This is a genomic window from Streptomyces omiyaensis, assembly GCF_014650895.1.
Lineage (GTDB): Bacteria > Actinomycetota > Actinomycetes > Streptomycetales > Streptomycetaceae > Streptomyces > Streptomyces omiyaensis.
On the sequence record NZ_BMVV01000011.1, the window covers coordinates 16070 to 42402 of the forward strand.

General features: G+C 74.3%; 26 protein-coding genes and 2 pseudogenes. 9 read left to right on the plus strand and 19 right to left on the minus strand.

The window, feature by feature from the left end:
* Positions 1–18: 18 nt before the first annotated feature.
* On the plus strand, positions 19–615 hold the full coding sequence (locus tag IE287_RS19605) for a hypothetical protein (protein WP_189850399.1): 597 nt from the start codon (positions 19–21) through the stop codon (positions 613–615).
* A gap of 32 nt (positions 616–647) precedes the next feature.
* Here the strand turns inward: IE287_RS19605 and IE287_RS19610 are convergent, their stop codons facing one another.
* The 3 genes from IE287_RS19610 to IE287_RS19620 all read right to left on the minus strand — a co-directional run bounded on the left by IE287_RS19610 (position 648) and on the right by IE287_RS19620 (position 4615).
* A complete protein-coding gene (locus IE287_RS19610; protein ID WP_189850400.1) occupies positions 648–3068 on the minus strand; it encodes an ATP-binding SpoIIE family protein phosphatase in 2421 nt (806 codons plus the stop codon).
* Positions 3069–3314: 246 nt separating this feature from the next.
* The gene (locus tag IE287_RS19615) at positions 3315–4031 is read right to left on the minus strand and encodes an SDR family NAD(P)-dependent oxidoreductase (RefSeq protein WP_229883591.1); all 717 of its coding nucleotides are present in this window, start codon (positions 4029–4031) and stop codon (positions 3315–3317) included.
* Entirely contained in the window at positions 4028–4615 is a 588-nt protein-coding gene (locus IE287_RS19620) for a DUF4383 domain-containing protein (protein ID WP_189850572.1), read from the minus strand. Before IE287_RS19620 ends, IE287_RS19615 begins: the two co-directional genes overlap by 4 nt.
* 291 nt (positions 4616–4906) lie before the next feature.
* On the opposite strand from IE287_RS19620, the gene IE287_RS19625 reads away from it, so the two are divergent.
* Positions 4907–5428, plus strand: coding sequence for a DUF427 domain-containing protein (locus tag IE287_RS19625; RefSeq protein ID WP_189850401.1), 522 nt, complete (start codon positions 4907–4909; stop codon positions 5426–5428).
* A gap of 64 nt (positions 5429–5492) precedes the next feature.
* Here IE287_RS19625 and IE287_RS19630 read toward each other — a convergent pair whose 3' ends face one another.
* Both IE287_RS19630 and IE287_RS19635 read right to left on the minus strand, forming a co-directional pair.
* A complete protein-coding gene (locus IE287_RS19630) occupies positions 5493–6206 on the minus strand; it encodes an SMI1/KNR4 family protein (RefSeq protein WP_189850402.1) in 714 nt (237 codons plus the stop codon).
* A 139-nt stretch (positions 6207–6345) separates the two neighbouring features.
* On the minus strand, positions 6346–7191 hold the full coding sequence (locus IE287_RS19635; protein ID WP_189850403.1) for a LysR family transcriptional regulator: 846 nt from the start codon (positions 7189–7191) through the stop codon (positions 6346–6348).
* Positions 7192–7271: 80 nt separating this feature from the next.
* Here IE287_RS19635 and IE287_RS19640 point away from each other — a divergent pair.
* From IE287_RS19640 to IE287_RS19655, 4 genes and pseudogenes are all read left to right on the plus strand, one after another.
* A pseudogene (locus IE287_RS19640) lies at positions 7272–7639 on the plus strand (DoxX family protein).
* A gap of 298 nt (positions 7640–7937) precedes the next feature.
* Complete coding sequence (locus IE287_RS19645; protein ID WP_189850404.1) at positions 7938–8309, plus strand: phage holin family protein; 372 nt, start codon at positions 7938–7940, stop codon at positions 8307–8309.
* The gene (locus tag IE287_RS19650; RefSeq protein WP_189850405.1) at positions 8306–8755 is read left to right on the plus strand and encodes a DUF3618 domain-containing protein; all 450 of its coding nucleotides are present in this window, start codon (positions 8306–8308) and stop codon (positions 8753–8755) included. Before IE287_RS19645 ends, IE287_RS19650 begins: the two co-directional genes overlap by 4 nt.
* A 4-nt stretch (positions 8756–8759) precedes the next feature.
* Complete coding sequence (locus IE287_RS19655) at positions 8760–9026, plus strand: DUF4235 domain-containing protein (RefSeq protein ID WP_189850406.1); 267 nt, start codon at positions 8760–8762, stop codon at positions 9024–9026.
* A gap of 430 nt (positions 9027–9456) precedes the next feature.
* Here IE287_RS19655 and IE287_RS19660 read toward each other — a convergent pair whose 3' ends face one another.
* From IE287_RS19660 to IE287_RS19675, 4 genes are all read right to left on the minus strand, one after another.
* Positions 9457–9684: a DUF6296 family protein gene (locus IE287_RS19660; RefSeq protein WP_189850407.1), complete on the minus strand. Its 228-nt coding sequence runs from the start codon at positions 9682–9684 to the stop codon at positions 9457–9459.
* Positions 9685–9754: 70 nt separating this feature from the next.
* Positions 9755–10309, minus strand: a complete 555-nt coding sequence (locus tag IE287_RS19665; protein WP_189850408.1) for a tellurite resistance TerB family protein — start codon at positions 10307–10309, stop codon at positions 9755–9757.
* Positions 10310–10485: 176 nt separating this feature from the next.
* Positions 10486–11034 (minus strand): DUF5709 domain-containing protein, encoded by a 549-nt coding sequence (locus IE287_RS19670; protein WP_189850409.1) that lies wholly within the window; start codon positions 11032–11034, stop codon positions 10486–10488.
* Between the two features lie 82 nt (positions 11035–11116).
* A complete protein-coding gene (locus IE287_RS19675) occupies positions 11117–12073 on the minus strand; it encodes a TIGR03557 family F420-dependent LLM class oxidoreductase (RefSeq protein ID WP_189850410.1) in 957 nt (318 codons plus the stop codon).
* Between the two features lie 248 nt (positions 12074–12321).
* Between IE287_RS19675 and IE287_RS19680 the strand changes: the two genes are divergently transcribed.
* Positions 12322–13326 carry a glutathione S-transferase family protein gene (locus IE287_RS19680; RefSeq protein ID WP_189850411.1) on the plus strand — a complete coding sequence of 335 codons (1005 nt, stop codon included), beginning with the start codon at positions 12322–12324 and terminating at the stop codon, positions 13324–13326.
* 162 nt (positions 13327–13488) lie between these two features.
* On the opposite strand, the gene IE287_RS19685 is transcribed toward IE287_RS19680, so the two are convergent.
* The 8 genes from IE287_RS19685 to IE287_RS19720 all read right to left on the minus strand — a co-directional run bounded on the left by IE287_RS19685 (position 13489) and on the right by IE287_RS19720 (position 21491).
* The gene (locus IE287_RS19685) at positions 13489–13692 is read right to left on the minus strand and encodes a hypothetical protein (protein ID WP_189850412.1); all 204 of its coding nucleotides are present in this window, start codon (positions 13690–13692) and stop codon (positions 13489–13491) included.
* A gap of 337 nt (positions 13693–14029) precedes the next feature.
* A complete protein-coding gene (locus IE287_RS19690; RefSeq protein WP_189850413.1) occupies positions 14030–14644 on the minus strand; it encodes a DUF4865 family protein in 615 nt (204 codons plus the stop codon).
* Positions 14645–14859: 215 nt separating this feature from the next.
* Positions 14860–15462 (minus strand): TetR/AcrR family transcriptional regulator, encoded by a 603-nt coding sequence (locus tag IE287_RS19695; protein ID WP_189850414.1) that lies wholly within the window; start codon positions 15460–15462, stop codon positions 14860–14862.
* Positions 15463–16042: 580 nt separating this feature from the next.
* Positions 16043–16459 (minus strand): universal stress protein, encoded by a 417-nt coding sequence (locus tag IE287_RS19700; RefSeq protein WP_189850415.1) that lies wholly within the window; start codon positions 16457–16459, stop codon positions 16043–16045.
* Between the two features lies 1 nt (position 16460).
* Positions 16461–18011, minus strand: coding sequence for an APC family permease (locus IE287_RS19705; RefSeq protein WP_189850416.1), 1551 nt, complete (start codon positions 18009–18011; stop codon positions 16461–16463).
* A gap of 399 nt (positions 18012–18410) precedes the next feature.
* Complete coding sequence (locus IE287_RS19710; RefSeq protein WP_229883593.1) at positions 18411–18830, minus strand: hypothetical protein; 420 nt, start codon at positions 18828–18830, stop codon at positions 18411–18413.
* Between the two features lie 152 nt (positions 18831–18982).
* Positions 18983–19801 carry an isocitrate lyase/PEP mutase family protein gene (locus IE287_RS19715; protein WP_189850417.1) on the minus strand — a complete coding sequence of 273 codons (819 nt, stop codon included), beginning with the start codon at positions 19799–19801 and terminating at the stop codon, positions 18983–18985.
* 157 nt (positions 19802–19958) lie between these two features.
* Entirely contained in the window at positions 19959–21491 is a 1533-nt protein-coding gene (locus IE287_RS19720; RefSeq protein WP_189850418.1) for a hypothetical protein, read from the minus strand.
* A 224-nt stretch (positions 21492–21715) separates the two neighbouring features.
* Between IE287_RS19720 and IE287_RS19725 the strand changes: the two genes are divergently transcribed.
* Entirely contained in the window at positions 21716–22252 is a 537-nt protein-coding gene (locus tag IE287_RS19725) for a hypothetical protein (protein ID WP_189850419.1), read from the plus strand.
* Between the two features lie 148 nt (positions 22253–22400).
* Here IE287_RS19725 and IE287_RS19730 read toward each other — a convergent pair whose 3' ends face one another.
* Entirely contained in the window at positions 22401–23063 is a 663-nt protein-coding gene (locus tag IE287_RS19730) for a CatB-related O-acetyltransferase (RefSeq protein WP_189850420.1), read from the minus strand.
* A 280-nt stretch (positions 23064–23343) separates the two neighbouring features.
* On the opposite strand from IE287_RS19730, the gene IE287_RS19735 reads away from it, so the two are divergent.
* The gene (locus IE287_RS19735; RefSeq protein WP_229883594.1) at positions 23344–23856 is read left to right on the plus strand and encodes a hypothetical protein; all 513 of its coding nucleotides are present in this window, start codon (positions 23344–23346) and stop codon (positions 23854–23856) included.
* A gap of 1257 nt (positions 23857–25113) precedes the next feature.
* On the opposite strand, the pseudogene IE287_RS39470 reads toward IE287_RS19735, so the two are convergent.
* A pseudogene (locus tag IE287_RS39470) lies at positions 25114–26235 on the minus strand (MFS transporter); the annotation flags it as partial.
* Positions 26236–26333 lie beyond the last annotated feature (98 nt).

A 26333-nucleotide genomic window follows, 5' to 3' on the forward strand; every position in this document is an offset into this window, starting at 1 on the left:
GGGTCGGGAGGGACGCCGATGCCCGACGGGTCGGGACGGGCGCCGATGCCCGGCGGCGCACCCGTGGTCGTGGCCGTGGCCGTGGTCAACCGCGTGGTGCTCGCGCTCGCCGGGGCCGTGCTCCTCGCGGGTGCGGCGAGCGCGGCCCGGTGGGGCGGGGACCGCGTCCTCCACGCCGGGCTCCGGCAACTGGAGCAGGCGGGAGGCGGGTTCGCGGCCCTGGCGGGCGCGCTGGGGGCGGCCGCCGGGCTGGCGCTGCTGGCCGCGCAGCCGCCCCGGCGGCCACCCCGGCGGCTGCGCCTCGCGGCCCCCGGATGCTCCCTGGACGGCCGGGCCCTCCGCCAGGCCGTCCGGGCCGGCTGCTCCGGCGTCCCGGGGGTCGTCCGGACCGGCTGCCGGCTGGCGCGCCGGGGGAGGGACCTGGAGCTCTCCCTGACCCTCCGCATCGCCTGCGGGACGGATCCGGGCGAAGTCCTCGCCCGTGTCTCCACCGGGGTGCTGCCTCCGTTCGAAGAGCTCCTCGCGCCCCGCCGTCTCGCCACCCGGATCCGATTGACGGTCCGTCACCCCGGCCCGCGCCCTCGCTCCCGGTTCCGGTTCCGCAAGGCCGTCTGAGACGGCCCCGCGCTCCGGGAGCCGCGTTCCGCTCAGGAAGGGGGTACGGCCTGTTCGGCCCAGATCGTCTTGCCGCGCGCCCCGTAGCGGCAGCCCCAGCGGGAGGCGAGCTGGGCGATCAGGAAGAGGCCCCGGCCGCCCTCGTCGGTGGTCAGGGCGCGCCGCAGCCTCGGCTGGGTGTTGCTGGGGTCCGAGACCTCGCACACCAGCGCCCGGCCCCGGATCAGGCGGAGGCCGATGGGCCCGCCCGCGTACCGGATGGCGTTGGTGACGAGTTCGCTGACGATGAGCTCGGTGGAGAACATCAGCTCGTCCAGACCCCACGCCTCCAGCCGGGCGTTGACGTCGTGGCGGGCCTCGTACACGGCCGCCGGGTCGACCGGGTACTCCCAGTGGGCGGTGTCCGTGTCGGCGACGGCCCGCGTCCGGGCGAGCAGCAGGGTGACGTCGTCGGCCGGACGCTCCTGGTGGGGGTGGCCGGCCATCAGGTCGTGCCCCATGGCCTCCAGGGAGCGGTCGGTGCCGTGGAACCGCCGCAGGTTCCGCAGGAGTTCCTCGCCGCCCCGGGTGATGTCGTGGTCGTAGTCCACCAGACCGTCGGTGTAGAGGGCGAGGACGGAGCCGGGCTCCAGCGTGACCTCGGAGATCTCGAAGGGGTTGTCGCCGACGCCGAGCGGGGGGCCCGGGACGACGGGGACGAAGTCCGCGGTGCCGTCGGGGAGGAGCACCGCGGGGGCGGGATGCCCGGCGGACGCCATCCGGCAGACCCGGGTGACCGGGTCGTAGACGGCGAACAGGCAGGAGGCGCCGACGGCGTCCGGCTGTTCCGACTCGGCCTGCATGCGCTGTACGAGGTCGTCGAGGTGGATGAGGAGCTCGTCCGGCGGCAGGTCCAGGTCCGCGAGGGTCTGGACCGCCGTGCGGAGCCGGGCCATGGTGGCCGTGGCCTGGAGTCCGTGCCCGATGACGTCGCCGACGACGAGGCCGATCCTCATCGACGACAGGGGCAGGGCGTCGAACCAGTCGCCGCCGACGCTGAGGGTCCCGCTGGCCGGCAGGTAGATGCCGGAGGTCTCGGCGGCCTGGCTCTCGGTCACGGCCGGCGGCAGGAGGCTGCGCTGGAGGACGAGGGCGGTGCGGTGCTCCCGGGTGTAGCGGTGGGCGTTGTCCAGGGCCATGGCGGTCCGGTCGCACAGGTCCTGGAGGAGCCGGGTCTCGTCGTCGCCGAACGGTTCGGGGGTCCTGGTGCGCCACACGAGCACGTAGCCGAACAGGCGCGACCGGTGGTAGAGCGGGCAGCCGAGCGCGCTGTGCGTGCCCTCGGGCAGCATGCGGGCGATCAGCCCGGGGTCGTGGCCGAACATCGCGCGGGCGGCCTCCGCGTCCGCCTTGATCACCCCGCCGACGGCGACGGCCGAGTCCACGGTCTCCGCGGGCGGGGCCGGCACCGGCTCCCCCGGCTGCACCAGGGCGGCGGGCCACGTGCCGTCCGCCGACTTGACCGCCACCCGACGCGGGCGGGACGCCTCGTGGCCGGGGTATCCGAGCCCGGGATCGCGCCCCTGGAGCACGTCGTCGGGGAAGTCGACGCAGGCCAGGTCGCCGAGGGCCGGCACCAGGAGGTCGACGAGGTCGCGCGCCGCGCGGACGACGTCGAGCGACTCGCCGATCTCGAACGCCCTCCGGTACGCGTCGGTGAGCCGGTGGTGGGCGCGCAGCCGCGCGGCGGGCTCGGTCGCCACCACGGCCACCCCCGTACGCGTGCCGTCCTCGTCCTCCAGGGGGAAGCAGGCGAGGCTCAGCACCGGGTCCGAGCCCGTCGCCACGGCCCGGAAGTCGGCCCCGACGACCGGCATCCCCGTCGACGCGACCTGCTGGAGGATCTCCCGCACCGTCCGGTCGCCGTCCGCGTCGGTCAGGCCGTACAGCCATTCCGCGCCCGTGTCCGCACCCGCGGGCCGCAGCGTCTCCAGGGCCGCGTTGCTGCGCACCATGCGGAGCTCGGCGTCGAACTCGGCGACGCCGAGCCTCCGCTGGTTCAGCAGCGAGCGCGCCAGGGTCCGGTCCGGGTCCGCGTCGTGGGCCGGCGCTCCGGCGCGGGCCGGGTGGCCGGTCCGGGCCGTCGTGGACCACCGTCCGGCCAGCAGCCACGTACCGCCGTCCGGTCCGGGGAGGAGGACCACGTCGACGTCGACGAACCCGTCATCGGACCCGCCGGTTTCACCTGTACCGCCCGTTCCGCCGGTTCCGGTGCGCAGTCGTACGCGGTGGACGGCGGTGGCGGGACCGGGCGCCGTCCCGGGGAGCGGCGTCCCCAGCACCTCGGGGGCGGGCCGGCCGGCGATCTCCGGGCCCGGCCGCCCCAGCAGCTCCTCGGCCGCCCGCGACCACCAGGTCACGTGCCCGCGCGCGTCGACGAGGAGGGCGGCCGGCCCTTCGGACCCGCCGCTCACGGACGTGTCCCGCTCCGAGGGATGCACGTCGCTCCTCCCTCACCGGGGATGTGGGGGTGCCCCACGGGAATGTTCCTGCCTGCCAGGATGCGCCCGCCCGGCCCGGAAGGCACGCACAGCCCGGCCGAACGGGTGGCGGAGCCGGCGACGCACGGGCCTGGGGGCCGGGCCGCCGGTCCGCCGCTCGATGCCCTCAATACCCTCAATGCCACCCATATCGGGCATGTCGTCGATGTGGGCCCCCTCTCATCGGTTCCTCTCCGTGCCGCCGGCGAGGGGCGCGAGCAGATGCCGTTCGACGGACGCCTCCGGGTCGGCGCCGGGCGGCAGCGTCGGCGGGTCCCCCGTCACCGCCCGGGCCGCGAACCCCCCGTCCAGATGGGGCATCCGTACGTCGACGACGCGGACGCCCCGGGCCCGCTGTTCCCTGCCCACCACACCGAGCCACGTGGCGAGCGCCGTCTTGGCGGCCGCGTAGTCGGCCATGCCCCGCGGAGGCGCGTCGACGATCACGCCGGTGACGACCCCGACCGTTCCTCCCGCCTCCAGGAGCGGAAGGGCCCCGCGGACGACGGCCATGGGCGCCAGGGCGTTCACGGTCATGAGGTGCTCGGCGGCCGCGTCGCCGACGAGCTCGGCGCGCCCGAAGCCCGCCACTCCGACGGCCACGACGACGCAGTCCAGCCGGCCCAGGGAGCGCGCGGCCCACGGCGCGAGCCCGGCGCAGCCGTCGAGGTCGTAGGCGTCGAAGGCACGGTGGGGGCGGTCGCCGAGCAGCCGTGCGCGGTCGGCGAGTCGCTCCGCGTTCCTGCCGGCCAGGGCGACCGAGGCCCCCCGCCGGTGCAGCGCCCGGGCCGCGAGGCCCCCGATCATCCCCGTCGCCCCCACGACCAGCACATGCGCCGGGGCCGTCTCCGCGTCGCGGCCGGAGACCCCGGCGGCCTCCCCCGGACCGCCGCTCACCGCCGAGGCCCTTCCGGGATCGCCGGGGAGGACGTCCCGGCGGGCGTCGGCGGCGTGGTGCGTCCGGCACGGGCCGGGGCCTCGGCGGCGGCCCGGCGCCGCGCGAGCGACTCCGCGGCGGCCTGGCGCGGGTGCCGCCTGCGCCAGTAGGGGTTGTCGTGGGACAGCTTGCTGGACACCCGCCCGTACATTCCGAAGGTGACGATCAGCAGCCCCATGACGAAGCTGAACATCACGTTGGTCATGCCGAAGTCGAGGAAGTTGGCCGGCCGGTCGAGCACGAAGAGGTGGAAGAAGCCGCTGAGCAGGAACGCGCCGCCCACGACCATGTTCACGGTGGAGGCGGTGTTCCCTCCCACGGCCGCACCTGCCAGCAGCACGAGCCCGACCACCACCGAGATCACGCTCAGGGCGGTGTTGGTGGTCATCCCCGCGATCCGGTCGCCGGAGGTGCCGAAGGGAGTGAGCGCGTCGGCGAAGCCGAGGCAACCGAACACGAGCAGGATGCACCCGCAGAGGGCGGCGCCCCAGCGGTACACCGCCGCGAGGTGGTGGTCCACAGGAAGTTCGTCCTTGAGCTGCACGGTCTTCCCCTGTCCGTCGGTTCGTCCGTCCGTCTGTCCGTCGGTTCGTCCGTCGGTCATCCGTCCGCTTTCGTGCGGTACACGGGGATTCCCCGCCGCATCGCCGTCCGGATGCGCCCCCGGCGCCCCGCACCCGAGCGGACGGCCGCGTCGCGCACGGAGCCGGCGGTCCGGGAGCCCGCGTCGCATCCGCGGGCCGGCCCGCCGGAGAAGAGCTGCGGGAGAAGGACGGCGGACGCGCGTCCGCACGCGTCGGCGGAACAGGACCAGGGACGGGACGAGGGCGGTCTGATGAACGACACGGACGACGTACCGGGCGGCGCCCGGACCCCCGCACCCTCCGGGCCGCGGCCGACGGAGTCGGTCTGGGACTACCCGCGGCCCCCGGGACTGACGGGTGACGACCGCCGGGTGACGGTCGCGGTGGGATCCCGGGTCGTGGCGGACACGCATACGAGCCTGCGGGTCCTGGAGACGAGCCACCCGCCGGTGTTCTACGTGCCCCGCCACGACGTGCGCACCGAGTTCCTGCGCCCCCGGCCGGGCCGTACCCACTGCGAGTGGAAGGGCACGGCGTCCTACTGGGACGTCGTCGCCGGAGACGTCGTGGTCCCCCGGGCCGCCTGGAGCTACGAGCAGCCCCTCGGCCCCTACGAAGCCCTCCGCGGCCACCTGGCCTTCTACCCGTCCGCGGTGCGCTGCACGGTCGACGGGGAGGTGGTGGTCGCCCAGGAGGGCGACTTCTACGGCGGGTGGATCACCCGCGAGATCGAGGGTCCCTTCAAGGGCGGCCCCGGCACGTGGGGCTGGTGACCCGCCCGCCGGCCCGGCCGGCGTCCACGCCGGGCTCGGCGGCGCCGCCCCCGCGCCCGCCGGGTCACTCCGGCACGCGGCTCCCTCCCGGGGCCGTGCGCTCCTCCCCCCGCGCCGTGCGCTCGGCGTCGCGGAGCCAGTCGAGGTACCAGTCCCCGAAGGCCAGCGGTCTTCCGTCGGGGCCGGGACGCGGTGCGAGGTCGGCGTCGTCCACCCGGTGGTCCGACCAGATCGTGCCCCGGTGGCTGCCGCTGACGACCAGCCACTCCCGCTGGGCGCACCCCAGGTGGCAGATCACGATCGCACCGGCCGTGCGGCCGGGGGCGAACATGACGTCCTCCCACCGCTCGTCCCACGCCTCGAAGGCGTTCTCGAACTCTTCGACCTCGTCGAAATCCTCTTCCTCGGGGCGTTCGGCGAGGAGCGCGTCGACGGCATCGGGGTCCGGGCCCCGCTCGGGGAAGGGCTCGGCCAGCCGGGACAGGTCCGCCATGTCCGCCCCGTCGCCCTCCCAGCCCCAGCGGCCCCGCACCCGCCGCACCGGGAACACGCCGTACGCGGGGCCGGCACCTCCGGCGCCGACCCGGAGGAGGAACGTGCGGAACTCCTCGGGCAGCCGCACCCCCACCTGCGCCTCCAGCTCCGCGAGCTCGGCCTGGCCGAGCGGCTGTTCCAGGACCCACCGGTGGCCCGACGCCCCGAACACCTCGTCGGCCGCGGGGAAAGCCCGCAGAGCCTCGACCCGTCGCCGGACGTCTGCCCATCTCTGCTCCGTCATGCGGCAAAGGTAGGCGCCACCACCGACACCGAGGCCACCGGCCGCTGCGGAGCCGGGCCGGCCGGTCCGGCAGCCGGCACCGCCTTCCCACCCGGGCGGGAAGACGGAAAGACGGGCCGGCTCTCTCGCGTCCTCGCGCTCAGCCGCGGCCGAGGACGGCGGCCGCCAGGCGGACGAACGAGCGGGCCAGGGGGTTCGGATCGCCGGCGCGCGACGCCACCACCAGACGGCTCGGCCCCATGTCGGTCAGCGGTACCACGGTGAGCCCGGCGCCCGGGTCGTGGCCGGTGAGCGTGATGCCGACCGTGCCGTTCCGCAGCACGGCCTGCCTGCACTCCCGGACGACCGGACCCTCGCGCGGTTCGCCGCCGTTCCAGTACCCCTGCCAGGCGGGGTCGGTCCCGGACGGGAACGGGAACCACCGGCGGTCCGCCAGGTCCGCCAGCCGCAGGCGGTCGCGCCCGGCCAGCGGGTCGTCGGCCCGCGACAGGGCACCCACCGGGTCGGCGCGCAGCGTCCGCACGTCCAGGCCGGACGGGTCGAACGGCCCGCGGGTCAGGGCGACGTCGACCAGTCCGGCGTGGAGCCCGCAGGTCGGATCCGTCAGATCGGTCTCGCGGATGCGGACGTCGACGTCCGGATGCCGGCGGCGGAAGGCGTCGGCCAGACGGATCGCGTCGGGGTCGGCGCCGTCGCCCAGGATGCCCACGACGAGGGCGGCGGAGCCGGCCGCCACCGCCACCCGCTCCCGCAGCAGATCGGCCCGGTCCGGCAGGGCGCGCGCCTCGCCGAGCAGCACCTCCCCCACCTCGGTGAGCGTGACGCCGGCCGGCTTCCGGTCGAAGAGCGCGGCACCCGTCTCGGACTCCAGGCGCCGGATCGCCCGGCTCAGCGGAGGCTGGCTCATGTGCAGCCGGGAGGCGGCCCGGCCGAAGTGGAGTTCCCCGGCGACGGCCACGAAATAGCGCAGGGTCCGCAGCTCCACGCTGCGACGATACCCCTGCGGTATCGGGGCGGCGGAACAGGTCTTGGACGGCTCCCGCGCCCCGGCCGTGCAAGGGCTCCATGACCACCACGTACTGGATCGCCGCCGTCCCGCTCGCCCTCTTCTCCCTGCACGGAGGGGGGGCTGAAAGCTGCTCCGCGACCGGGAGGACCTGCTCCCGGTCATGGCCTGGGCGGACACGATGCCCATGGTCCGGGTCCGCGCGCTCGGGGCCGTCGAGGTGCTCGGAGCGGTGGGCCTGCTCCTGCCGCCCCTGACCGGCGTCGCCCCCGGCCTGGCCGTGGCGGCAGCGCTCGGCTTCGTGGTGCTGCAGCTCGGCGCGACCCGCGTCCACCTCCGCCGCGGGGACCGCGCCGTCGCCCTCAACATCGCGCTGCTCCTGGTGGCCGCCGTGGCGGCCCGGGCCGGGGCGGCGGGCCGCGGGTAGCGGAGCCTCGGGAGGAGGAGCCGCAGGTGGAGGGGGTGTGGAGGGGGTGCGGGCAGGAGTCGGGGCGGGGGGCGAAGTCCGGGTGCTTCAGGGGTTCCGCGCCCGACCGGCGTTCCGGAACGCGGCGAAACCGGAGGCCTGGTGTCTGATCCGTCCCGTTCGGGGTACCCGCGTGATCACGCGACGGCCCACTGCGCGGCCGTCGTCATGGATCAGCGGACGAGGACGGGAGGTCCCTGTCGTGTCGACCATCCAGTCACCCCCTGGCGGCCGTGGGAGCCCGCACACCGACCCATCGGTGAGCGAGCTGGTGCAGCGCGCCTCGCAGCAGCTGACCGAGCTGGTGCGCGGCGAGATGAGGCTGGCGCAGGCGGAGATGAAGGAGAAGGGCAGGCGCTACGGAAAGGGCGGAGGCCTGTTCGGCGGCGCCGGCGTGGCCGGTTTCCTGATGCTCCAGGCCGCGGTGGCCGCCGCGATCGCCGGACTGGCGGTGGCGTTGCCGGTGTGGGCGGCGGCGCTGATCGTCACCGCGGTGCTGGGCGTGATCGCCGCCGTCATGGCCCTGATCGGCAGGAAGCAGATCAGGGCGGGCACGCCGCTCGCGCCCGAGCGGACGATCGAGAACGTGAAGGCCGACGTGGCCGAGATCAAGGAGAGTGCACACCGATGACCCAGCCGTCCCACGACGAACGCGACGCCACCGGCCCCGAGGAACTGCGCGAGCAGGTGGAGCACACCCGTGAGGAACTCGGGCGGACGGTCGAGGAACTGGCGGCCAAGGCCGACGTCAAGACCCGCGCCCAGGACAAGGCGGCCGAGGTCAGGCAGCAGGCGGCCGCCAAGACCGAGGAGCTGAAGGCCAAGGCGGCGCGGACCACGGCCCAGGTGCAGGAGAGGATCCCCGGCCCGGTCAGGGACAAGGCCGCGTCCGCCGCCGAGCACACCCGGGCCACGGCCGCACAGACCGCCCATCTCCTCCACGAGAAGACGCCCGAACCGGTACGGCAGAAGGCGGCCCAGGGGGTCCACGCCGCCCGGGAACACCGCACCCTGCTGCTCGCGGCCGCCGGGCTCGCCGTCCTGCTGTGGATGGCCTCCCGCCGTACGAAGGGGTGAGCGGATGAAAGCCTCGAAGATCGCCTACAAGCCGGTCGGCCTCGCCTTGGGGGCCCTGAGCGGCATGCTCGCCGGCGCCTTGTTCAAGCAGGCGTGGAAGGCGTTCGGCCACGACGAGGAGGCACCCGACGCCACCGACGAGAACCGCACCTGGAGCGAGGTCCTGATCGCCGCCGCCCTGCAGGGGGCGATCTTCGCCGGCGTCAAGGCCGCCGTCGACCGCGCCGGAGCCGTCACCACGCGCCGCGTGACCGGCACCTGGCCGGGCTGACGCCCCGGCGCGGCAGCATCCCCGCCGCGGCTCCTTCCGGCTCCCCCGCGCCCGTCCGGGCGCAGGGGAGCCGGAAGGTCTTGCCGACGGGCACCGGACCCGGCCGTCGGCCCCACACCGGTGACAGCGGGCTTCGGGCGTCCGGGAACCGTCTCGGTGCCGGTGACAGCGGGCTTCGGGCGTCCGGGAACCGTCTCGGTGCCGGTGGCAGCGGGTTTCAGGCGTCCGGGAACCGTCTCGGCGCCGGTGACAGCGGGCTTCGGGCGTCCGGGAACCGTCTCGGTGCCCGGGCGCCCGCCCTCGTGCACGGGCACGGCGCGGACCTCCGTCAGGAGCCGGACCCTTCCGACGGCGACGCCCGCCCGCGCGAACGGGCAGACGGGCAGACGGGCAGACGGGCAGACGGCGGGCCGGATCCTCCCGGCGCCCCCTACCCTCGCGCGCGGGCCGTCACCGAGGAGGAAGGGGCCTGATGGCCGCCGCTCGCCAGCATGCGGACGTCTCCGTGCTCGCTGATCTCCGCCCGCACGATGCCCGTGTCGTCCTCGTAGACCGGGCTGCCTCCCGGCCCGGCGCGCTCCGTGCGGCGGACCACGACCGTGTCGTCGGCGACCGCCGACGCCTGGAAGACCAGTTCGTAGCTCTCGGGATACTCCATCGATGCCACCACCCTCCTCCATCGTGACCCGTGTGCCGGCCGCGCGCCTCTCCACACCCGGGTGGACGGGTCAGATGCCGAACTCCGCCGCCGACAGACCGAGCGCGGCGCACGCCTCGCGGATGATCTGCTCCTCGGCGGGCTCGATGTAACCGTCCGCACCCGCCACCACGATGCCGGTCTGGATGACGGCCCGCGCCTCGGCGGGCTTCTTCGCCACCTTGGCGACCTCCTGGAGCACCGTCGCCTTGCCCATCACGAAACCGGCCGAAAGCTGGTCGACGTGCTTGTTGAAGCGCTGGCGGAGCTGGTCGGCGGGGAAGTTCTGCAGGACGTCGTTGGTGAGGATGAGCGACTCGACGTGCCGGCGCTCGGACGGGTCGATCCGCCCGTCGGCCGCGGCCACCAACGCGCACATGGCCATGCTGGCGTCCCGGAAAGCACCGCTCTTCAGCTCCGTCTTCAGCGACGTGAGCTGCACCTTCAGCGCGCTCACGAGCTCGGCCCTGGAACCGCCGCCGGACCGCGCGCCGGACGGCCCGTGGCCTCCGGAGCCGCCGCGCGCCCCCTGGGCCTGCTGGAGGCCCCTGGTCGCCTGGTCCTTGATCCGATCCCACATCGCCACTCGTGCCACCCCGGCTTCTGCCATGTCGTCCGTCGTCGGACACGCGTCGTCGCGCACCACCCTGCCAACGACTTCCGCATGCCGTGAAGTTCCGCCGCCGCACCCGGCACGACGCCCACGGCCCGGGCCGTCCCCTCCGGCAGGAGGGGACGGCCCCGGGGATCCGGGGTCCTGGGTCAGCCCGGTTCGTCCCCGGGCGGGGCCGGCAGGTCGTCGCCCGCGTCCGCCGCCGTGTCGACGTGCACCGCGGCCTCCTCGGCGGGCGCGGTCCCGTCGTCCGGACCCACGTCGCGGGCGACCCCGTGGTCGTCACCACCGGGGGGCGTGCCGATCGGCGCGAGCCGTCCTGCCCGCCTCGCACCCGCCTGTTCGTCGACGGGTTCCCCGTCGCCTCCCGGGAGATCGCCGATCCCGTCGTCGCCCGGCGGCGGTTCCTCCGGAGCGTCGGGGATCTCCTGCGCGAGCCGCTCGTCGAGCGACTCGCCCTCCTGCTGCTCCCGCCGGGTGGTGCCGTGCCGGGTGGCGCCCCGGGGGCGCTCGGGCGGGGAGTAGCCGGGGACGGCCATGTCGTCGACCGGATCCGTCATGAGGGCGTTGTCGGGGTCGGGATCGCCGGCGGGGTCCGCCGCGCCGGAGGGGGCGGGCTGGTAGACGTCGTCGCCGCGGGCGTCGTTCACGCCCGGACGGTCGCTCCCGGTGGTGGGGTGGGACTCCTGGTGGACCATGGACTTTCCTCTCGCGGGGGCGCCACCGGCGCCGGGCGGGGCCTGCGCATCGCGGGGCTCGGTGGCGGATGGGGAGCGCCGCTCAGCCGGCCAGGGCGGGCAGGACCTTCTCGCGGTAGGCGGTGAAGAAGGCCTCCTGCCCCTGCCCGATCTGGCCCACGTACACCTCGTCGAATCCGGCGTCCACGTAGGCACGGACGGCATCGACGTGCTCCTCGACGTCCGCGCCGCACGGCACGGAGTCGGCCACCTGCTGCCGGGTGACGAGTTCGGTGGCCTGCTCGAAGTGGGCGGGCGTGGGGAGGATCTGGTTCAGTTCACCGGGCAGCTGCTCGGTCGGCCACATCCGGTGCGCCGTGTCGACGGCCACGTCCCGGTCCTGGTCCCAGCAGACCTTCAGGCCGCCGATGACGGGCTTGCCGGTTCCGCCCGCCTCGCGGAACGACGCGATGGCGTCGTCGTCGGGGCCCATGGTGACGAAGCCGTCGCCGATGCGCCCCGCGAGCGCGGCGGCCTTGGGGCCGAAGCCGGAGACCAGGATGGCGGGCGGTGCCTCCGGAATGGTGTAGAGGCGGGCGTTGTCGACCGTGTAGTGCCGGCCGTGATGGCTCACCTCCCGGCCCGTGAACAGCTGCCGCATCACCGCGACCGCCTCCTCCAGCATGTCCGCCCGCTCGTCGAACGAGGGCCACCGGTCACCGAGCACGTGCTCGTTGAGCGCCTCACCGGTGCCCACGCCCAGGGCGAACCGGCCGCCGAGGAGTACGCCGGAGGTCGCCGCCGCCTGGGCGGTCACCGCCGGGTGCAACCGCACGGTGGGGCAGGTCACGAGCGTGGTGACGGGGAGATCCACCGTCTGGGAGAGGGCACCGATCATCGACCACACGAAGGGGCTGCTGCCCTGGGCGGAGGTCCACGGATGGTAGTGGTCGGAGATGGCGAGGCGGGTGAAGCCCGCGTCCGCGGCCAGGCGCGCCTGGCGCAGGAGCTGGTCGGGGGTGAACTCCTCGCAGGACAGGAAGTACCCGAAGGACGTCATGTGCGCGGTTCCCTTCACGTCGTCGGTCCCCCCTTGATCCGGCTACCCGGACCGGGTGGGTCGATGCGCCTTCAGGACGGAGGGGAGGTCCGGCAGCCGGTCGCGGGCGCCGTGGCGGGCGGAGAGGGCGGGCGGCTCGCCCGGGGGCGCGCCCGGGCGTTCCGGTGGCGGTACCCCCTTGCGCACCGGGGCGGGCGTAGGAGGGGCCGGCGCGGGTAGCCGCCTGGGCACACGAGGGAGGTTCGGGAATGAGCAGTGACGGCTCGTACGAGCGCGACCGCGCGTACATCGGGACGCGGATCACCGCCGACGGGCGGGACGGCTACCCCGTGGAGCCCGGGCGCTACCGCCTGATCATCGCCCGTGCCTGTCCGTGGGCGAACCGTAGCGCGATCGTGCGGCGCCTGATGGGTCTGGAGGGCGTGCTCTCGATGGGGATCGCCGGCCCCTTGCACGACGAGCGCAGTTGGCTCTTCCACCTGGATCCCGGTGGCCGGGACCCCGTCCTCGGCATCGAGGGACTGCGGGAGGCGTTCCTGAGGCGCGAACCGGGTTATTCGCGCGGCGTCACCGTGCCTGCGATCGTCGACGTCCCCACCGGCCGGGTGGTGACCAACGACTTCGAGCAGGTGACGCTCGACCTGGGCAGCGAATGGGCGGCTCATCAGCGCGACGGTGCCCCGGAGCTCTACCCGGAGAGGTGGCGCGACGAGATCGACGACGTCGCCGGCGCGATCTACCGGGACGTCAACAACGGCGTCTACCAGTGCGGATTCGCCGGAAGCCAGAGGGCGTACGACGCGGCGTACCGAAGGCTGTGGGAACGGCTCGACTGGCTGGAGGCGCGGCTCGAAGGCCGGCGCTATCTCGTCGGCGACACCGTCACCGAGGCCGACGTGCGCCTCTTCCCGACCCTCGTGCGCTTCGACGCCGTCTACCACGGGCACTTCAAGTGCAACCGGCAGAAACTGACCGAACTGCCGGCCCTGTGGGCCTACGCGCGGGACCTGTTCCAGACGCCCGGATTCGGTGACACGATCGACTTCGCGCAGATCAAGGCGCACTACTACGTCGTCCACGACGCCATCAATCCGACCGGCGTCGTCCCCCTCGGCCCGGACCCCTCCGGCTGGCTGACGCCGCACGGTCGGGAAGAGCTCGGCGGCCGTCCGTTCGGCGACGGCACCCCGCCCGGGCCACCGCCCCCGTCGGAGCGCGTGCCCCCGCTCGGCTCGGCTGCGATCGAGGTGTGACCGCGTCGGCGGGGGGACTTCGGCCGACGGCGGACTCCGGTCCACGGCGGACGGGCGGCTCCGGTCGGCGGCGGAACCCGAACGGGCGGGGTGCCGTGCGGCTCCGGTCCGCGGGCGCCGGACCGGCGGCCGGTGTCCGCCGCGTATCCCCAGACGTTCGCGTCACCCATCGCTCTCGCCCCGCTGCCCCTCGCCGTCCTTCGGACTGCTCCAGCGCCGCCGTCCCGACGCCCGGTCCCTTCGAGGTTCCGGGCGGTCGAGGCGGCTCGCCTCGTCCGTGTCGGCTGCGGCCGTGCGTTCCTCGTCACGCTGCGCGGTCACCCGCGCTTTGCGGGGTACGCCTCCGGCACCGCCCTGCTCGTCCATGACGGCCTCCTTGGACTGCCGTACGTCCTGCATCGCGCCTGCCCGGCGGCGCCGGCGCGAAACGGCGGCACCCCCCAGGGCCCCGGCGCGGACGCCCGGCTCCCCCGCACCGCCTGCTTCCCGGATGCCGGGCGCCCCGCCACGCCGCACACCGGAGCGTGCCCTGGACGTGCGGTCCGGGGGCCGCCCGGGCCCGGACCGCACGGTGTCGTGTCCACATGACCGCCCGGCTCGCCGCGGGGCTGCCCGCGGCACGGTCATGAACGATCACCATGATCCCGGTCCCGGGCCGGGGCCGGGGCCGGGCCCTTGTACGGGTTCGGGTTCGGGGCGGTGGCTACCAGGCCCGCCCCTCCGGCAGGTCCCCCAGGCCGGGCGCGGACAGGTGCAGCACCTCGTAGCGCTCGGTCGCGTCCTCGTCCCGCGCGGCGGAGTCCGCCCACACCACGAAGCGCAGCAGCTGCCAGTGGTGGGGGTCGACGGCCAGCGCGGCGGTGTGCACGCCCTCCTGGCCGCAGAGCCGTTGCAGCTGCGCGGCCTCCCGCTCGATCAGTGCGGACAGGCCCGAGCCGGTGCCGTCCGGGTCGGCGTCGGAAGGGATCGCGGTGAGACGGCGCGAGGCCGCCCTGGGAGCTGCCGTGCGCGCGGGGCCGGCGTGGCAGGCGATGCCGGTCCAGTGCCGGGCGACGGGGCGGCCGAAGTCCCGGACGATGTTCTGGAACCCTCCGCCGCCGACGAGGAAACGGGCCATCGCGCCGGTGTCGTTCCAGAGGTAGAAGGGGGCGTACTGGTTGACGGGCGAGCCGTCGGTCCCGCGCTCTCGGATCACGTACGCCTTGAGGCCCAGCCCGGGCCGGCCGTCGAGGACGTGGCCGCCTGCGGCGACCCGCTGACGAATGGTCCTCATGTCGTAGTCGGCGGGCAGGGTGATCTCGTACTGCTTGGCGTACACGGGCGAATCCACCTTTCTCCGTGGGGCGTTCAGCGGGCGGGCAGGCAGGCCGGTGCGGCGTGGGGCCTCGGCCGGGCGAGAAGACAGGCCTGCGAGGGGGCGAAGCAGAGCGGTGCGGGCGGACGCCCGGCACGGAGCGAACCCCGCCGGCCCGGAGGCGTGCCGTCCCCGCCGGGACGGCGGTCCCGTCGAGCCGTGCGACGCCGGACGCCGGCTCAAGCGCGCGGGACGGGCGGCCCCTCGTCCGTGGGGGCGGCGGAGACGTGTGCGGCCAGGAGTCCCAGCACCCCCGCGATCGCCTGGTCGAAGGGGTGTACGGAGTCGGCGGCGCGGGCCAGGACATAACCGCCCTGCAGGGTCGCGACGACCGTCGCGGCGGTCGTCGGCGGGTCCAGCGCGGCGTCCAGTTCACCGCGTTCGCGCCCCTCGGTCATCAGCTCGGCGAGACGGGTCCGCAGCCAGGCGAGGGTTTCGTCGACGGGGGCCCGCAGCACGGGGTCCGCCATGACGTCAGGGTCCTGGGTGAGGCGCCCTATCGGGCAGCCCTTGAGGACCTCCCGCTCCCGGCGCAGGTACGCGGCGATGCGGTCCGCCGCGGTCCCCGGCGCGGAGAACTGCGCCTCGGCCTTGGCCCGCATCTCGTCGGCGGTGCGCCGGATCGCGGCGAGCGCCAGATCCGGCTTTCCGGCGAAGTGGTGGTACATGCTGCCCTGCCCGACGCCGGCCCGCTGCTGGATCGCCTTGGGGCTGGTTCCGGTGTAGCCGCGCTCCCACAGCAGTTCGCGCGTGCTCTCGACGAGACGTTCCGCAGCATCCATGCGAGCAGTGTACATACCAGTAGGTACAGGAACGCGCCCGGGCTCTGCCCGGCCCGCTCGGCACGCCGCCCGCCGGGACGTGCTGCGCGTTCCGGCAGCCGTGGCCCTGCCGGAGGCCGGAGCCCGGACGCCTCGTGGCGCTCGGGTTCGGTCCCGCCTGCGGAGAGCAGGTGGCGGGGTGGTCTCCGTGGCGTCTCCGGGGAGCCGGACCAGTGCTCACCGCGCCCTCGCGTCCGGGTGGATCGGGTGAGCGGCACCGCCACCACGGGCTGGTTCACGCGGAACGCCGCACGCCGGCCGAACGCCGCGACCAGCAGTCCGCCGACCGCCGGTCCGGCCCCGAAGGGCGACCGTCGAGGGCGGCGCCGACGGCCTGGCGGTCGCCTCCGGCCCGCACCCGGTGGACTGACCGGCCCACCGGACCACCGTTTCACCGGACCACCGGCCCATCGGGCGATCGGGCGATCGGGCGATCGGGCGGGCATCACGCGTGCTCGACCGGTGGGCGCAGGTGAGGCAGGCGCCCCACAGGCCGGTGCCCGCACCTCCGGGGCCCGTCCCGGGGCCCCCGGGGACGGGCTCACTCCTCCGGGGGGACGCAGAGGACGGGGACCGTGGACATGTGCAGGAGTTTGTGGGGGGTCGAGCCGAGGAGGGCGCCGCGCATCGGGCTCTCGCCCCAGCTGCCGACCACGATGACGCGCGCGGCGTGGCGGTCCGCCGCTTCGATCAGGGCCTGGGCGGGCTTCGCGTCGATCACCTCGACGACGGTCGGCACGCCCGCCCGGTCGGCCTCCGTGACCGCGTGTTCCAGGCCGCTGCGGCCGGCCTGCCGGATGGCCTCGTAGTGGGACGCGTACTCCTCGCCCGTCGGGCCGGGGGCCGCGGCACCGTAGACCAGGACGAGCCGCTCGCCGAAGGCGGCGGCCACCTCCACCGCGATGCGCAACGCCCGGGCGGCTCCGGGGGATTCGTCATAGCCCAGGACGATCGACATCTCAGGACTCCTCGCCGTGACCACGCCCCTGGCCCCGCCCTCGCCCCGGGCCCGAGCCCTGGACGTGACCGTGGACGAGGTCGGGGTCGGCCACGCCCGGGCGCTCGCGCCAGAACGCGGGGGACCTCAGGCGCCAGACGAACATGATGAGCACGCCGGTGACGGCGATGCCGATGCCGATGACGAGCGGCGGGCCGAGCCCGAACCACGACGTGCCGCTGTACGAGTTCTCCGGGTCGGCCATGTCGGAGACCGACCGCACCAGGAGCCAGGCCAGCAGTCCCGCACCGGCCAGGGGACCGAGCCCGATCAGCAGGAAGTTGTGGACGCTCTCGAGGAGATGGTGCCGGTAGTAGACGGCGCAGGCCAGGCCGGTGAGCGCGTAGTAGAAGGAGATCAGGAGCGACAGCGCGGTGAGCGAGTCGAAGAGGGCGTTCTCGCTGATCCGGCTCACCACGAGGTACCAGGCGATGGCGATGCCGGCGACCCACCACGTACTGACGTCGGGGGTGCGGAAGCGCGGGCTGATGTGGCTGTAGTGCGCGGGGAGCGCCCGGCGGCGCGCCATGGACAGCGCGGTGCGCGAGGCCGGGATGATGGTGGTCTGGGTGGAGGCGATGGCGGAGGTGGAGACGGCGAGCAGCAGGATCCAGTCCCAGCCGCCCAGGACGTCCCCGGCGAGCTGGGCGAAGACGAACTCCTCCTCGCCGGCGTTCTCCGACAGGAACGCCGGACCCGCGTACGCCACGACCGCGAACCCCACGGACACGTAGGTCACGAGGAGGACGACGGTCGACCAGAGTCCCGCCTTGCCGGGCGCGCTCGCGGAGTCCTCGACCTCTTCGGTGAGGTTGACCGCCGATTCCCATCCCCAGTAGATGAAGACGCCGAGCAGCAGCCCGCCGGTCAGTGCGGCGCCGCCGGCGCCGAACGGATTGAGCCAGCCCAATTCCGGTTCGGCCGATGGGTACTTGCTCGTGCCGTTGTAGACGGCGTAGAGCGCCACGACGACGAAGACCAGCAGGCAGGCGACCTGGGCCAGGATGAGGACGTTCTGCACCTTGGCCGACAGCTCGGTGCCGATGACGCACACGGCCGTCATCACCAGGATGAGCAGCACGGTGAGCAGTTGGCGCACGAAGGTGTTGTCCACCCAGCCGTCGAGGCCGAAGGCGAGCAGCGCGAAGCTCACGGCCACGTCGGCGAGCGAGCCGACGACCAGGACGCCGGTCATCGCGATGGCCCATCCGCCCAGCCAGCCGGCCCAGGGGCCCATGGCGCGGGTGACCCAGGAGAAGGTCGTGCCGCAGTCCTGGTCGACCTTGTTGAGGTAGTAGAACGCCGAGGCGATCAGCAGCATCGGCACGAAGGACGCGACCATCACGCCCGGCGCGTAGATGCCGACGAGGGCGACGATCGGGCCGATGACGGCGGCGAGCGAGTACGCGGGGGAGGTCGAGTTGAGCCCGATGACGAGCGCGTCCACAAAACCGATCGCGTTGGACTTGAGGCCCACGGGGCGCCCGGTGGGCGCGGCATCCTCGGCGGCCATGTTCCCTCGCTCTCGACGAGCCGGACAGCACAGCGAGACCTACGCCTTCATCGTAGGGAGGCTCGACCTGGCGTGCACGCGCAGACGGCCACCGGGGTCACCGTCCGCGCGTGCGCGGTGCCCCCGGCGGCCGGAGGAACTCGCGCGAGACGCGCCGGCCCACCTGGACGGCATCGGTGGGAGCCTCGGCGTGCCGCCCGGACGGTTCGGGGACGGCGATGAACCCGACACCGGGGGCGAGGGGAGGGGCAGGTCCGTCCTCCCCGGGTCCGAACGGTCTCGGCACGGTTCCCCCGGCGGCTCCGTCAAGGTGCGCGGCCTCGGCCCTTCGGGACCTGGCGCCCGCACGTGGGGTCATGCGGGCCGAGGGTGCCGCGGAGCGCAACGACGCGGTCGGGGTCACTCGGGCTGCGTGACGGTCAGGGCCCAGCGGATGTCGTCGCCGGAGGCGTCGACGTCTATCGTGAAGGAACCGGACTTCACCACACCCGGCTCCATGGTCACCGAACCCACGCCCGCGCTGCCGACGGGGCAGTCCACGGCGAAGGCGGCCACCTGCGCCTGCTGCCGCATCGTCACCCGCACGCCGCCGTCAGCTTCGCCTTCGCCTTCGCAGGCCACGGTGAGCACGGTCGGCAGCCCCTCCCACGCCCCACCCGACGCGACGCCGCCGTCCCCCCTCATCTCCTCGACCCACACCAGGCCCTCGGGCCCGGGATGAGGGAGAAGCACCGACGCCGCAGCGGCGGGTACGGCGCTCGTTCCCGCCAGTGCGCATGCGGCCAGCATCACGGCGGTCATGGTCTTCTTCGCGCGCATCACAACTGCTCCTGTTCCAGGTGGACATGGAGAAGGCAGCCTCACAGGAAGCGGGTGTCCCGTCATGAGTACGGGTACTCATGACGGGATCGTCGACCCGTGTACGGAGGGCGCCGTTCCGTGCCTCCGGCCGCCCCGCGCGGTCAGCGCGGTCAGCGCGGGTTCGGGAAAAGGCCGTCGAGTTCGGGGAAGGAGAGGGTGTCGGCGGGCGGGTGGTGGGCCCCGGTGCCGTACAGCTGCCGCGCGGCGTGGCGGGTGGCCGTGTAGGCGGCCTGGGCGACGCCCGGTCCGAGGCTGACGCGGGCGACGCCGAGGGCGGCCAGTTCGGTGACGTTCGGCGCTCCGGGACCGGCCATGACGTTCAGGGGGACGGAGATGCCCGAGGCGAGCTCCGCGAGGGTGGCGGGGTCGGTGACGCCGGGGACGAAGATGCCGTCGGCGCCGGCGTCCGCGTACGCGCGTGCCCGCTCCAGGGTGTGCTGCAGACGGGTGGCGGGGTCGCCGAGGCCGAACAGGTAGGTGTCGGTGCGGGCGTTGACGAAGAGCGGTACGCCGGCTCGTTCCGCCGCGGTCCGTGCGGCCGTGATCCGCGCCCCGAGTTCGGCGGGCGGCCGGGTCCCGTCCTCGATGTTGATGCCGACGGCTCCCGCTTCGAGGACCCGCGTGACGGTCTCGGCGACACCGGACGCGTCCTTGCCGTATCCGCCTTCGATGTCGGCGGTGACCGGCACCTCGACCGCCGCGGCGATGCGGGCGATCGTGTCCACCACGAGGTCGGGAGGGAGGGTCTCCCCGTCCGGGTGGCCGAGCGACCAGGCGACGCCGGCGCTGGTGGTGGCGACCGCGGGCGCCCCCGCGGCCTCGATGAGGCGGGCGCTGGCCACGTCCCAGGCGTTGGCGAGCGCGAGGGGGCGTGCGGCGCTGTGGAGGGAGCGGAAGAGCCGGGCCTTGTCCTTGTGCGTGGTGATCATGTCCTCAGCCAACCAGCTGTCCTTCCTCGTGTCCGGCAGAAATCCGACACGGTCGTCGTCCGCCCGGCAGATCCGGCAGACCCGGTCCCAGCCGCAGCCGCACCCCGGCCGCATCCGCATGCGTCTCCGTGTGCGGATCCGGCATCGGCGCGGAGGGTCAGCTCCTGGACGTGCTCCAGCCGTTGGTCGTCGTGACGAGGAGGGCGCCTTGGTGGAGGTCGAGGGTGCGGGCGGACCCGGGGATGCCGGTACGGGTGAACGGGCCGGGCCCGCGGAACGCTTCGGTGCGGAGGTGGAAGGAGTTCGGCTCGACGCATTCGACCGTGCGCACGCGCCAGGCCTGCGAGGGGTCGCGTCCGTGGGGCGGGAGGGCGAACTGGAGCTGGGCGGTGGCGTGGCGTTCGGTCCGGTGGTCGAGGTGTGCCGCTGTCCAGGAGGCCATGAGGAGGGCCGCCCGTGGTGCTGTCTCGGGCGCGGGCGGGAGCACGGTGGCGGCTGTGGTGCCGAGGTGGGAGGGGGGTGCGGAGGTGGAGGAGGGGATGGAGGGGGACGGGCGGTCGGGGGGTAAAGAAGTCTCAATAATGTCCGGGCGGCCTGCTCGTTCTTCGAGGACGGCGGAGAACCAGCGGGCGGCGTTCGGGCCGCCCTGGTCGGCCCAGGTCCGGATCAGGTCCCGGAAGGCCGCTTCGCGGTGGCGGGTGCCGCGCCGGGAGCCGGCGGCCAGGATCGCCGCGCCCGCTCCCGAGAACGCCCGGCACAGTGTCCGTACGGGAACGCGGTCCGCGCGAGCGGCGTAACGTACCGAGCGGAGCTCCAGCATGGAGTGATGGAGAAGAACGGCGGCGGCACGGGCGTCGGGGCCCGGCTCTCCGCCCGGCGGCCCGCTCGGGCGGCCCGGCCGGGGGGTACGGGGAGGGGTGACCGCGTCCGCGCGCCGGCCGGCGGCCGACAGGTGCCAGGAGCGGTCGTCCAGGCGGTACTCGCCGCCGGCGGCGCGGAGTCGGCCGTTCGGGCCCAGGGAGACGTCGGTCCGCCCCGGTCCGGCGGTCAGGACGACGCCCTGCGCGTCGGCGAGGTCGAAGGCGACGGCGGTGACGTCGTCCAGCCATACGCCCAGCAGGGCGGGCGGCGCGGGCGCGTCGACGGCGAACGTCCGGCCGACGACCAGCTGGAGGAAGGCGGTCAGGCGCGTACCGGCGCGCTCCACCCGCAGGTGGCGGACGGTCGCCGATGCCAGGTCGTAGTCGGGGGCCAGCTCGTCCACGGTCCGGGGCGTGATCCGGTGCTGCGGCGCCATGACGTGTCCGAGATGGTCACGGCCCGGCGGGTGCGGTGCGGCCGGTGGCAGGTGTGCTTCGACGTCGTACCCGGCGATCGCGGCCTGCTCGGCCATCCACCCGCGGCGTCGCTCGCCGAACGCGGCCATCCAGCGCAGCACGGTCGTCGCGCGCCTCTCGCGTTCACCGGCATCGGACGTGCTTGCGGCCCAGAACAGCGGAAACAGGTTGTTGTCCCACACGTCCGACGCCGCGCGGATGGTCTCGCGGTCGAACAGCCGGGCGTCTGCCGCCGCTTCCGCCATCTGGTGCAGTGAGCGGTCCAGCAGGGCCGCCAGGAGGGACATCGCCGACGTGGGGTGCGCGGGCGGGCGCGGGGCGTCGGGCGGGAGAGGAGGGGTGGGTAGGGCCACGTGGTGATCGTCGCACGTTCTTGGACGGCGGCTGATGGCTGATGGCTAGTGTCTGGTGGCTGACGGCCGGCGGGGCGCGGGAGGCGTGGTGCCGCTGCCGTCTCCGGCGGGTGCGGGGCGTCCGGGTGGGTGTCCTCCGTTGGGGCCGTCCGTGGGACGGGTGGGATGGGCGGGGGAAGGGCTAGTGGGGCATCCGAGCGCCACCGTCGTCGAGGAGTCCGCGTATGGTCCGCACGCTCGCCCTTGTCCTGGCCGGCGCCACCGCGCTCGCCGTGCCTCCCCCGGCCGCCGGGTCCGGTCCCGGCAGGGCGGCGGTGGACAGGGCGGTCACCTATCGGGCGACCGCTCCGTACCAGCAGCACGCCACCGGAGTGCGGGCCGGTTACCGGCCCGACCGGTACTGCGTGTTCGACCGGGTGGGCGGTACGGGTGCGCTGGGCTACCCGCACTTCAACCACGCCTACGACAACTCGACGGACCCGGCGAAGCCCACCGCCCTCCTCTACGAGGACGACGGCAGGGGCGGCAAGCGGCTCGTCGGGGTGCAGTGGACGGTGTACGACCGTGACCAGGACCCGCGGACGGACGGGGACCGGCCGACCATGTTCGGGGTGCCGTTCAAGGGTCCCCATCGCGGCAACTTTCCCGGGCAGCCCGTCCACTACGCGCTGCACCTGTGGCTGTGGAAGAAGAACCCGAAGGGTCGGTTCACGACGTACAACCCGGCGGTCACCTGCCTCCCGGGGACGACCCGTCCCTAGCCGCGCCCGCCTCCCCGAGGCGGGCGCGCGCCGGGCACGGGCACCGGATCGACCTCCCGATCCGCCGGGGCGGGGACGGGGAAGGAGCCGAGCCGGGGTCAGGGGCGGCGTCAGGACCGGGAGCCCGTGCGGTCCCGTGGACGCCTGGTCACGGCGTTCCCGGGTGGGGGCGGTCGGGGGCAGCGGCTTCGAGGGCGTCGATGCTGCCGGACATGACGGTGCGGATGTGTGCGGTGAGGTGTTCGAGGGGCCAGTCCCACCAGGCCAGTGCGAGGAGCCGTGCGACGTCGGCGTCGCCGAAGCGGCGGCGGAGCAGGCGGGCGGGATTGCCGCCGACGACGCCGTAGTCGGGGACGTCGTCGACGACGACGGAGCCGGAGGCGACGATCGCGCCGTGTCCGATGCGGACGCCGGGCATCACCAGGGCCCCGTACCCGATCCAGACGTCGTTCCCGACGACGGTGTCGCCGCGTCCGGGCAGTCCGGTGATGAGGTCGGCGTGCTCGGCCCAGGATCCGCCCATGATCGGGAAGGGGAAGGTGGAGGGACCGTCCATGCGGTGGTTGGCGCCGTTCATGAGGAACCGCACGCCTTCGCCGAGGGCGCAGAACTTCCCGATGACCAGCTTCTCGGGGCCGTAGTGGTAGAGGACGTTCTTCGTCTCGAAGGCGGTCGGATCGTCCGGGTCGTCGTAGTACGTGAACTCGCCGGCTTCGATCAGGGGCGAGGTCAGCAGGGGTTTGAGGAGCACGACGCGGGGCTGTCCGGGGATCGGGTGGAGCCGGGTCGGGTCGGCGGGGTGGAGCGGCACGGGCGGTGCCTCCTTCCTTCTACGGCACGACACGTACCGTTCCGTCAGGAAAGTGCACGGGTCCGCCTCCCGTCAAAACGACACGTGCCGTGCCGTGTCGTGTCGTGTCGTGTCGTGTCGACAAGCGGGCGGCATCGACCCGTCGGCACGCAGGGCGTTCTCCCAGGCGCCGTCCGCAGCCCAGCGCCGATGTTGAACGCGTTCAATAGATCTGGCAAGGTATCTCTCCACGGCCCGCTCCTCCCAGTCGGCCGATGCGGACCGAGGGCGGGAGGTCCTGGTGACGGGCATCAGCAGACGGCGCGGGCGGGTGGCGGCGCCCCTGGCCGGCCTGGTGGCGGTCCTGGCTGCTCTGACCGCGTGCGCCGGCCCCTTCCAGTACTACGAGGGAACAGGGGTCCACGACGCCACGGCAGCGGAAGTCGCCGGACACTGGGAAAACGTCGAGGGAACCCGCGTGGTGCTCCACGAGGGCGGCACGGCTCTTCTCGAAAAGCTCGACGAGCAGGACTTCGCCTTCGAGGACGGCCGGCGCCTCTCCGGTACGGGGACCTGGCAACTGACCGACGAAGAGGGCGGACAGGTCGTCCGGCTCGCGCTGACGGCCCGGACCCGGGTGGAGAGCCGTTCCTCCGCGGCGACCACCGCCGCCTCGGCTCCTGAGCCCCCGTCGGCGTACACGTGGTCCTTCCACGTGGACCGCGATCGGCACGACGGGTTGAGGCTGTTCTTCTTCTACGGCGATCCCGACCTCGGGAACACCTACGTGATGACACGCGAGACGGGGCCGTAGCCATGCGGCGATCGCGACGACCGGCGCCGGCGACGCCAAGCGGTCGCCCGTCGCGCCGGCGAGGGCTGCTCGCCGGCGACCACCCCCCGACCGCCCTGCCGGGGTATCGGCAGCGGCCCGGCAGCGTCGTCACGTACGGCACGAGTCCCTTCCGTCCGCTCCACTCCAGCCGGCCGACGAAACCCACAGGGCAGACGGAGGGACCCTGCCGAAGTGCCGGGCGGGTGTCCCGTTTCGATCGATCCGGCGGGTCCGGCCGGCCGGCGGACGTCTGGACGGCCCCGTGCAGAGTCTGCTGTCCTGGGGCGAGGGGGAATTCCATGAAGAGCGACGAGCACGAGACACCGTCGGAGCAGGAAGCCGACAGGCGGCCCCATCCCGCGCCGGGCGGGCTCGACGTGCACGCCGTCGTCGGCGTGGCCGAGGTCACCGGCGCGCTCGTCACCGCCGGCATCGACTGGATGGCCGCCACCGTCTTCCAGGAAGCCCTCCAACGCGCCGCGAGCGACGGCTACGACAGCGCCCGCTCCTTCTTCACCTCCCTGCGCACGCGGCTGACAGCGACTCACCGTGCCCCAGGCCGCTCGGAGAGCATGTGCGGGGCAGTCCTCAGAGCGGTGTCGGGGGCGCGTCGCGGTGCCGGTCCGGTGGGGCGAGCAGGGCGCGCCAGCGGGGCTGTTCGGCGATCAGGCTTGCCGCGGCCAGTACCGTCACGGCGACGGCCGCCCACGTCGGCCAGGCCGTCCAGGAGGAGACGACCGCCGCGGCCAGGTGGAGCAGCACCACGGCGACGGTCACCGCGCCCGGGACCGGTACGAGGATCTTCTCCCTGTCCATCCCGTGGTCGCCGGGGGTGGCGAAGAGCGCCAGCGCGGCGACCAGGAGGAGCACCGATGCCACGGCCAGGAGGACGGAGTGCGGGGCGAGCGCCCAGGGGGTGGCGACCCACGCGGCCAGCATGACGAGGAAGCGGAGCGGGTCCGCCAGATGTATCACGTGGAGACCATCCCACAACTGGCTTCTCTTTGAGGAGAGTTGGGCTGGTGGACCGATGGTGGCGGGGTGCCCTTCGGCGGTCGCCGGGCAGAGTCGGGGCCGGGGCCGATCCCTTGCTTTCCGTGTCGGGGTGCGGGGTGCCGAGGTGGGGGTGGGGGCGGCGTCGGTTTCCGTGTCCGGGTGCGCGTCCGTACTTGCGGCCGTATCCGTATCTGTCCCCGTGCCCGTACCCGCGCCCGTACCCGCGCCTGTGCCTGTGCCTGTGCCTGTGCCGAAGGCTGCGGCCGTGAGGGCCAGGGCGGCCAGGAGGGCGAAGAGTCGGGGGGTGCCGCCGAGGGGTGGGGCGAGGAGGGCGGCGGCGAAGGGAGCGAGGGCGGAGGCCGCCATGGCGGGGGCGTTGAGGGTGCCGGAAAGGCGGCCGTAGTGGGTGGCGCCCCAGCGGTCGGTGACCGCGGTGGCCTGGAGGAGGGTGAGGTTGCCGCGTACGACTCCGGCGACGACCGATACGGCGACCAGCAGTGCGTACGGCCCCGGGACGACCGCGAACGCGGCGGTGGTCAGGCCGCCGAGGGCGGTGAGGGCGACCGTGCGGGCGGTGGCGCCGGTGCGGCGGGCGAGGGTGGCGTAGAGGGTGCGGCCGAGGGTCTGGCCCGCTCCGCCGAGGCCCAGGGCCCACGCGGCCTGGCTGGTGGTGTAGCCGCGTTCGACGAGGAGCGGGACGAGGGTGACGACGACGGCGTACATCGCGAACGCCGAGAGCGCGAGGGCCAGGGAGAGCAGCAGGAAGGGGCGGCTGCGCACGACGGCCCGGGGCGTCGCGTCCGTGTCGGCGGGTGCGGGCGGGGCCGGGGGCCAGGGGGCGCGCAGGGCGAGTGCGTGGGCGGGGACGGTGACGGCGGCCAGGACGCCCGCGAGGACCAGGTAGGTGGTGCGCCAGGTGAGGTGGTCGGCGAGCACGGCGGTGAGCGGGGCGAAGACGGTGGAGGCGAGGCCGCCGGCGAGCGTGACGATCGTGAGGGCGCGGACGTGGTCGGGGGCGTACCAGCGGGTGAGGGCGGCGAAGGCGGGCTGGTAGAAGGTGGACGCCATCGCGAACCCGGCCAGGACCCAGCCGGCGAAGAACACCGGCAGGTTCGGGGCCGCGGCGATGGTCGCCAGGCCGACGGCGCCCGCGACCGATCCCGCGGTCATGACCGCGCGGGGGCCGCGGCGGTCGATGATGCGGCCGACCTGCATGCCGGCGACGCCGGAGACGATCAGGGCGAGGGAGAACGCGGCCATGGTGGCGGTGCCGGACCAGCCGGTCGCGGCGGTGATCTCGGGATTGAGGACCGGGAAGGCGTAGTAGAGGACGCCCCAGCCGGCGATCTGGGTCGCGCACAGGGCGGGGAGTACGGCACGGGGCCGGGAGGGCGGTCGGGGCTGGGGCTGGGACCGGGGGCGTCGCCTCGTCCCGGTCGGGGGCGTGGGCACGGGTCCAG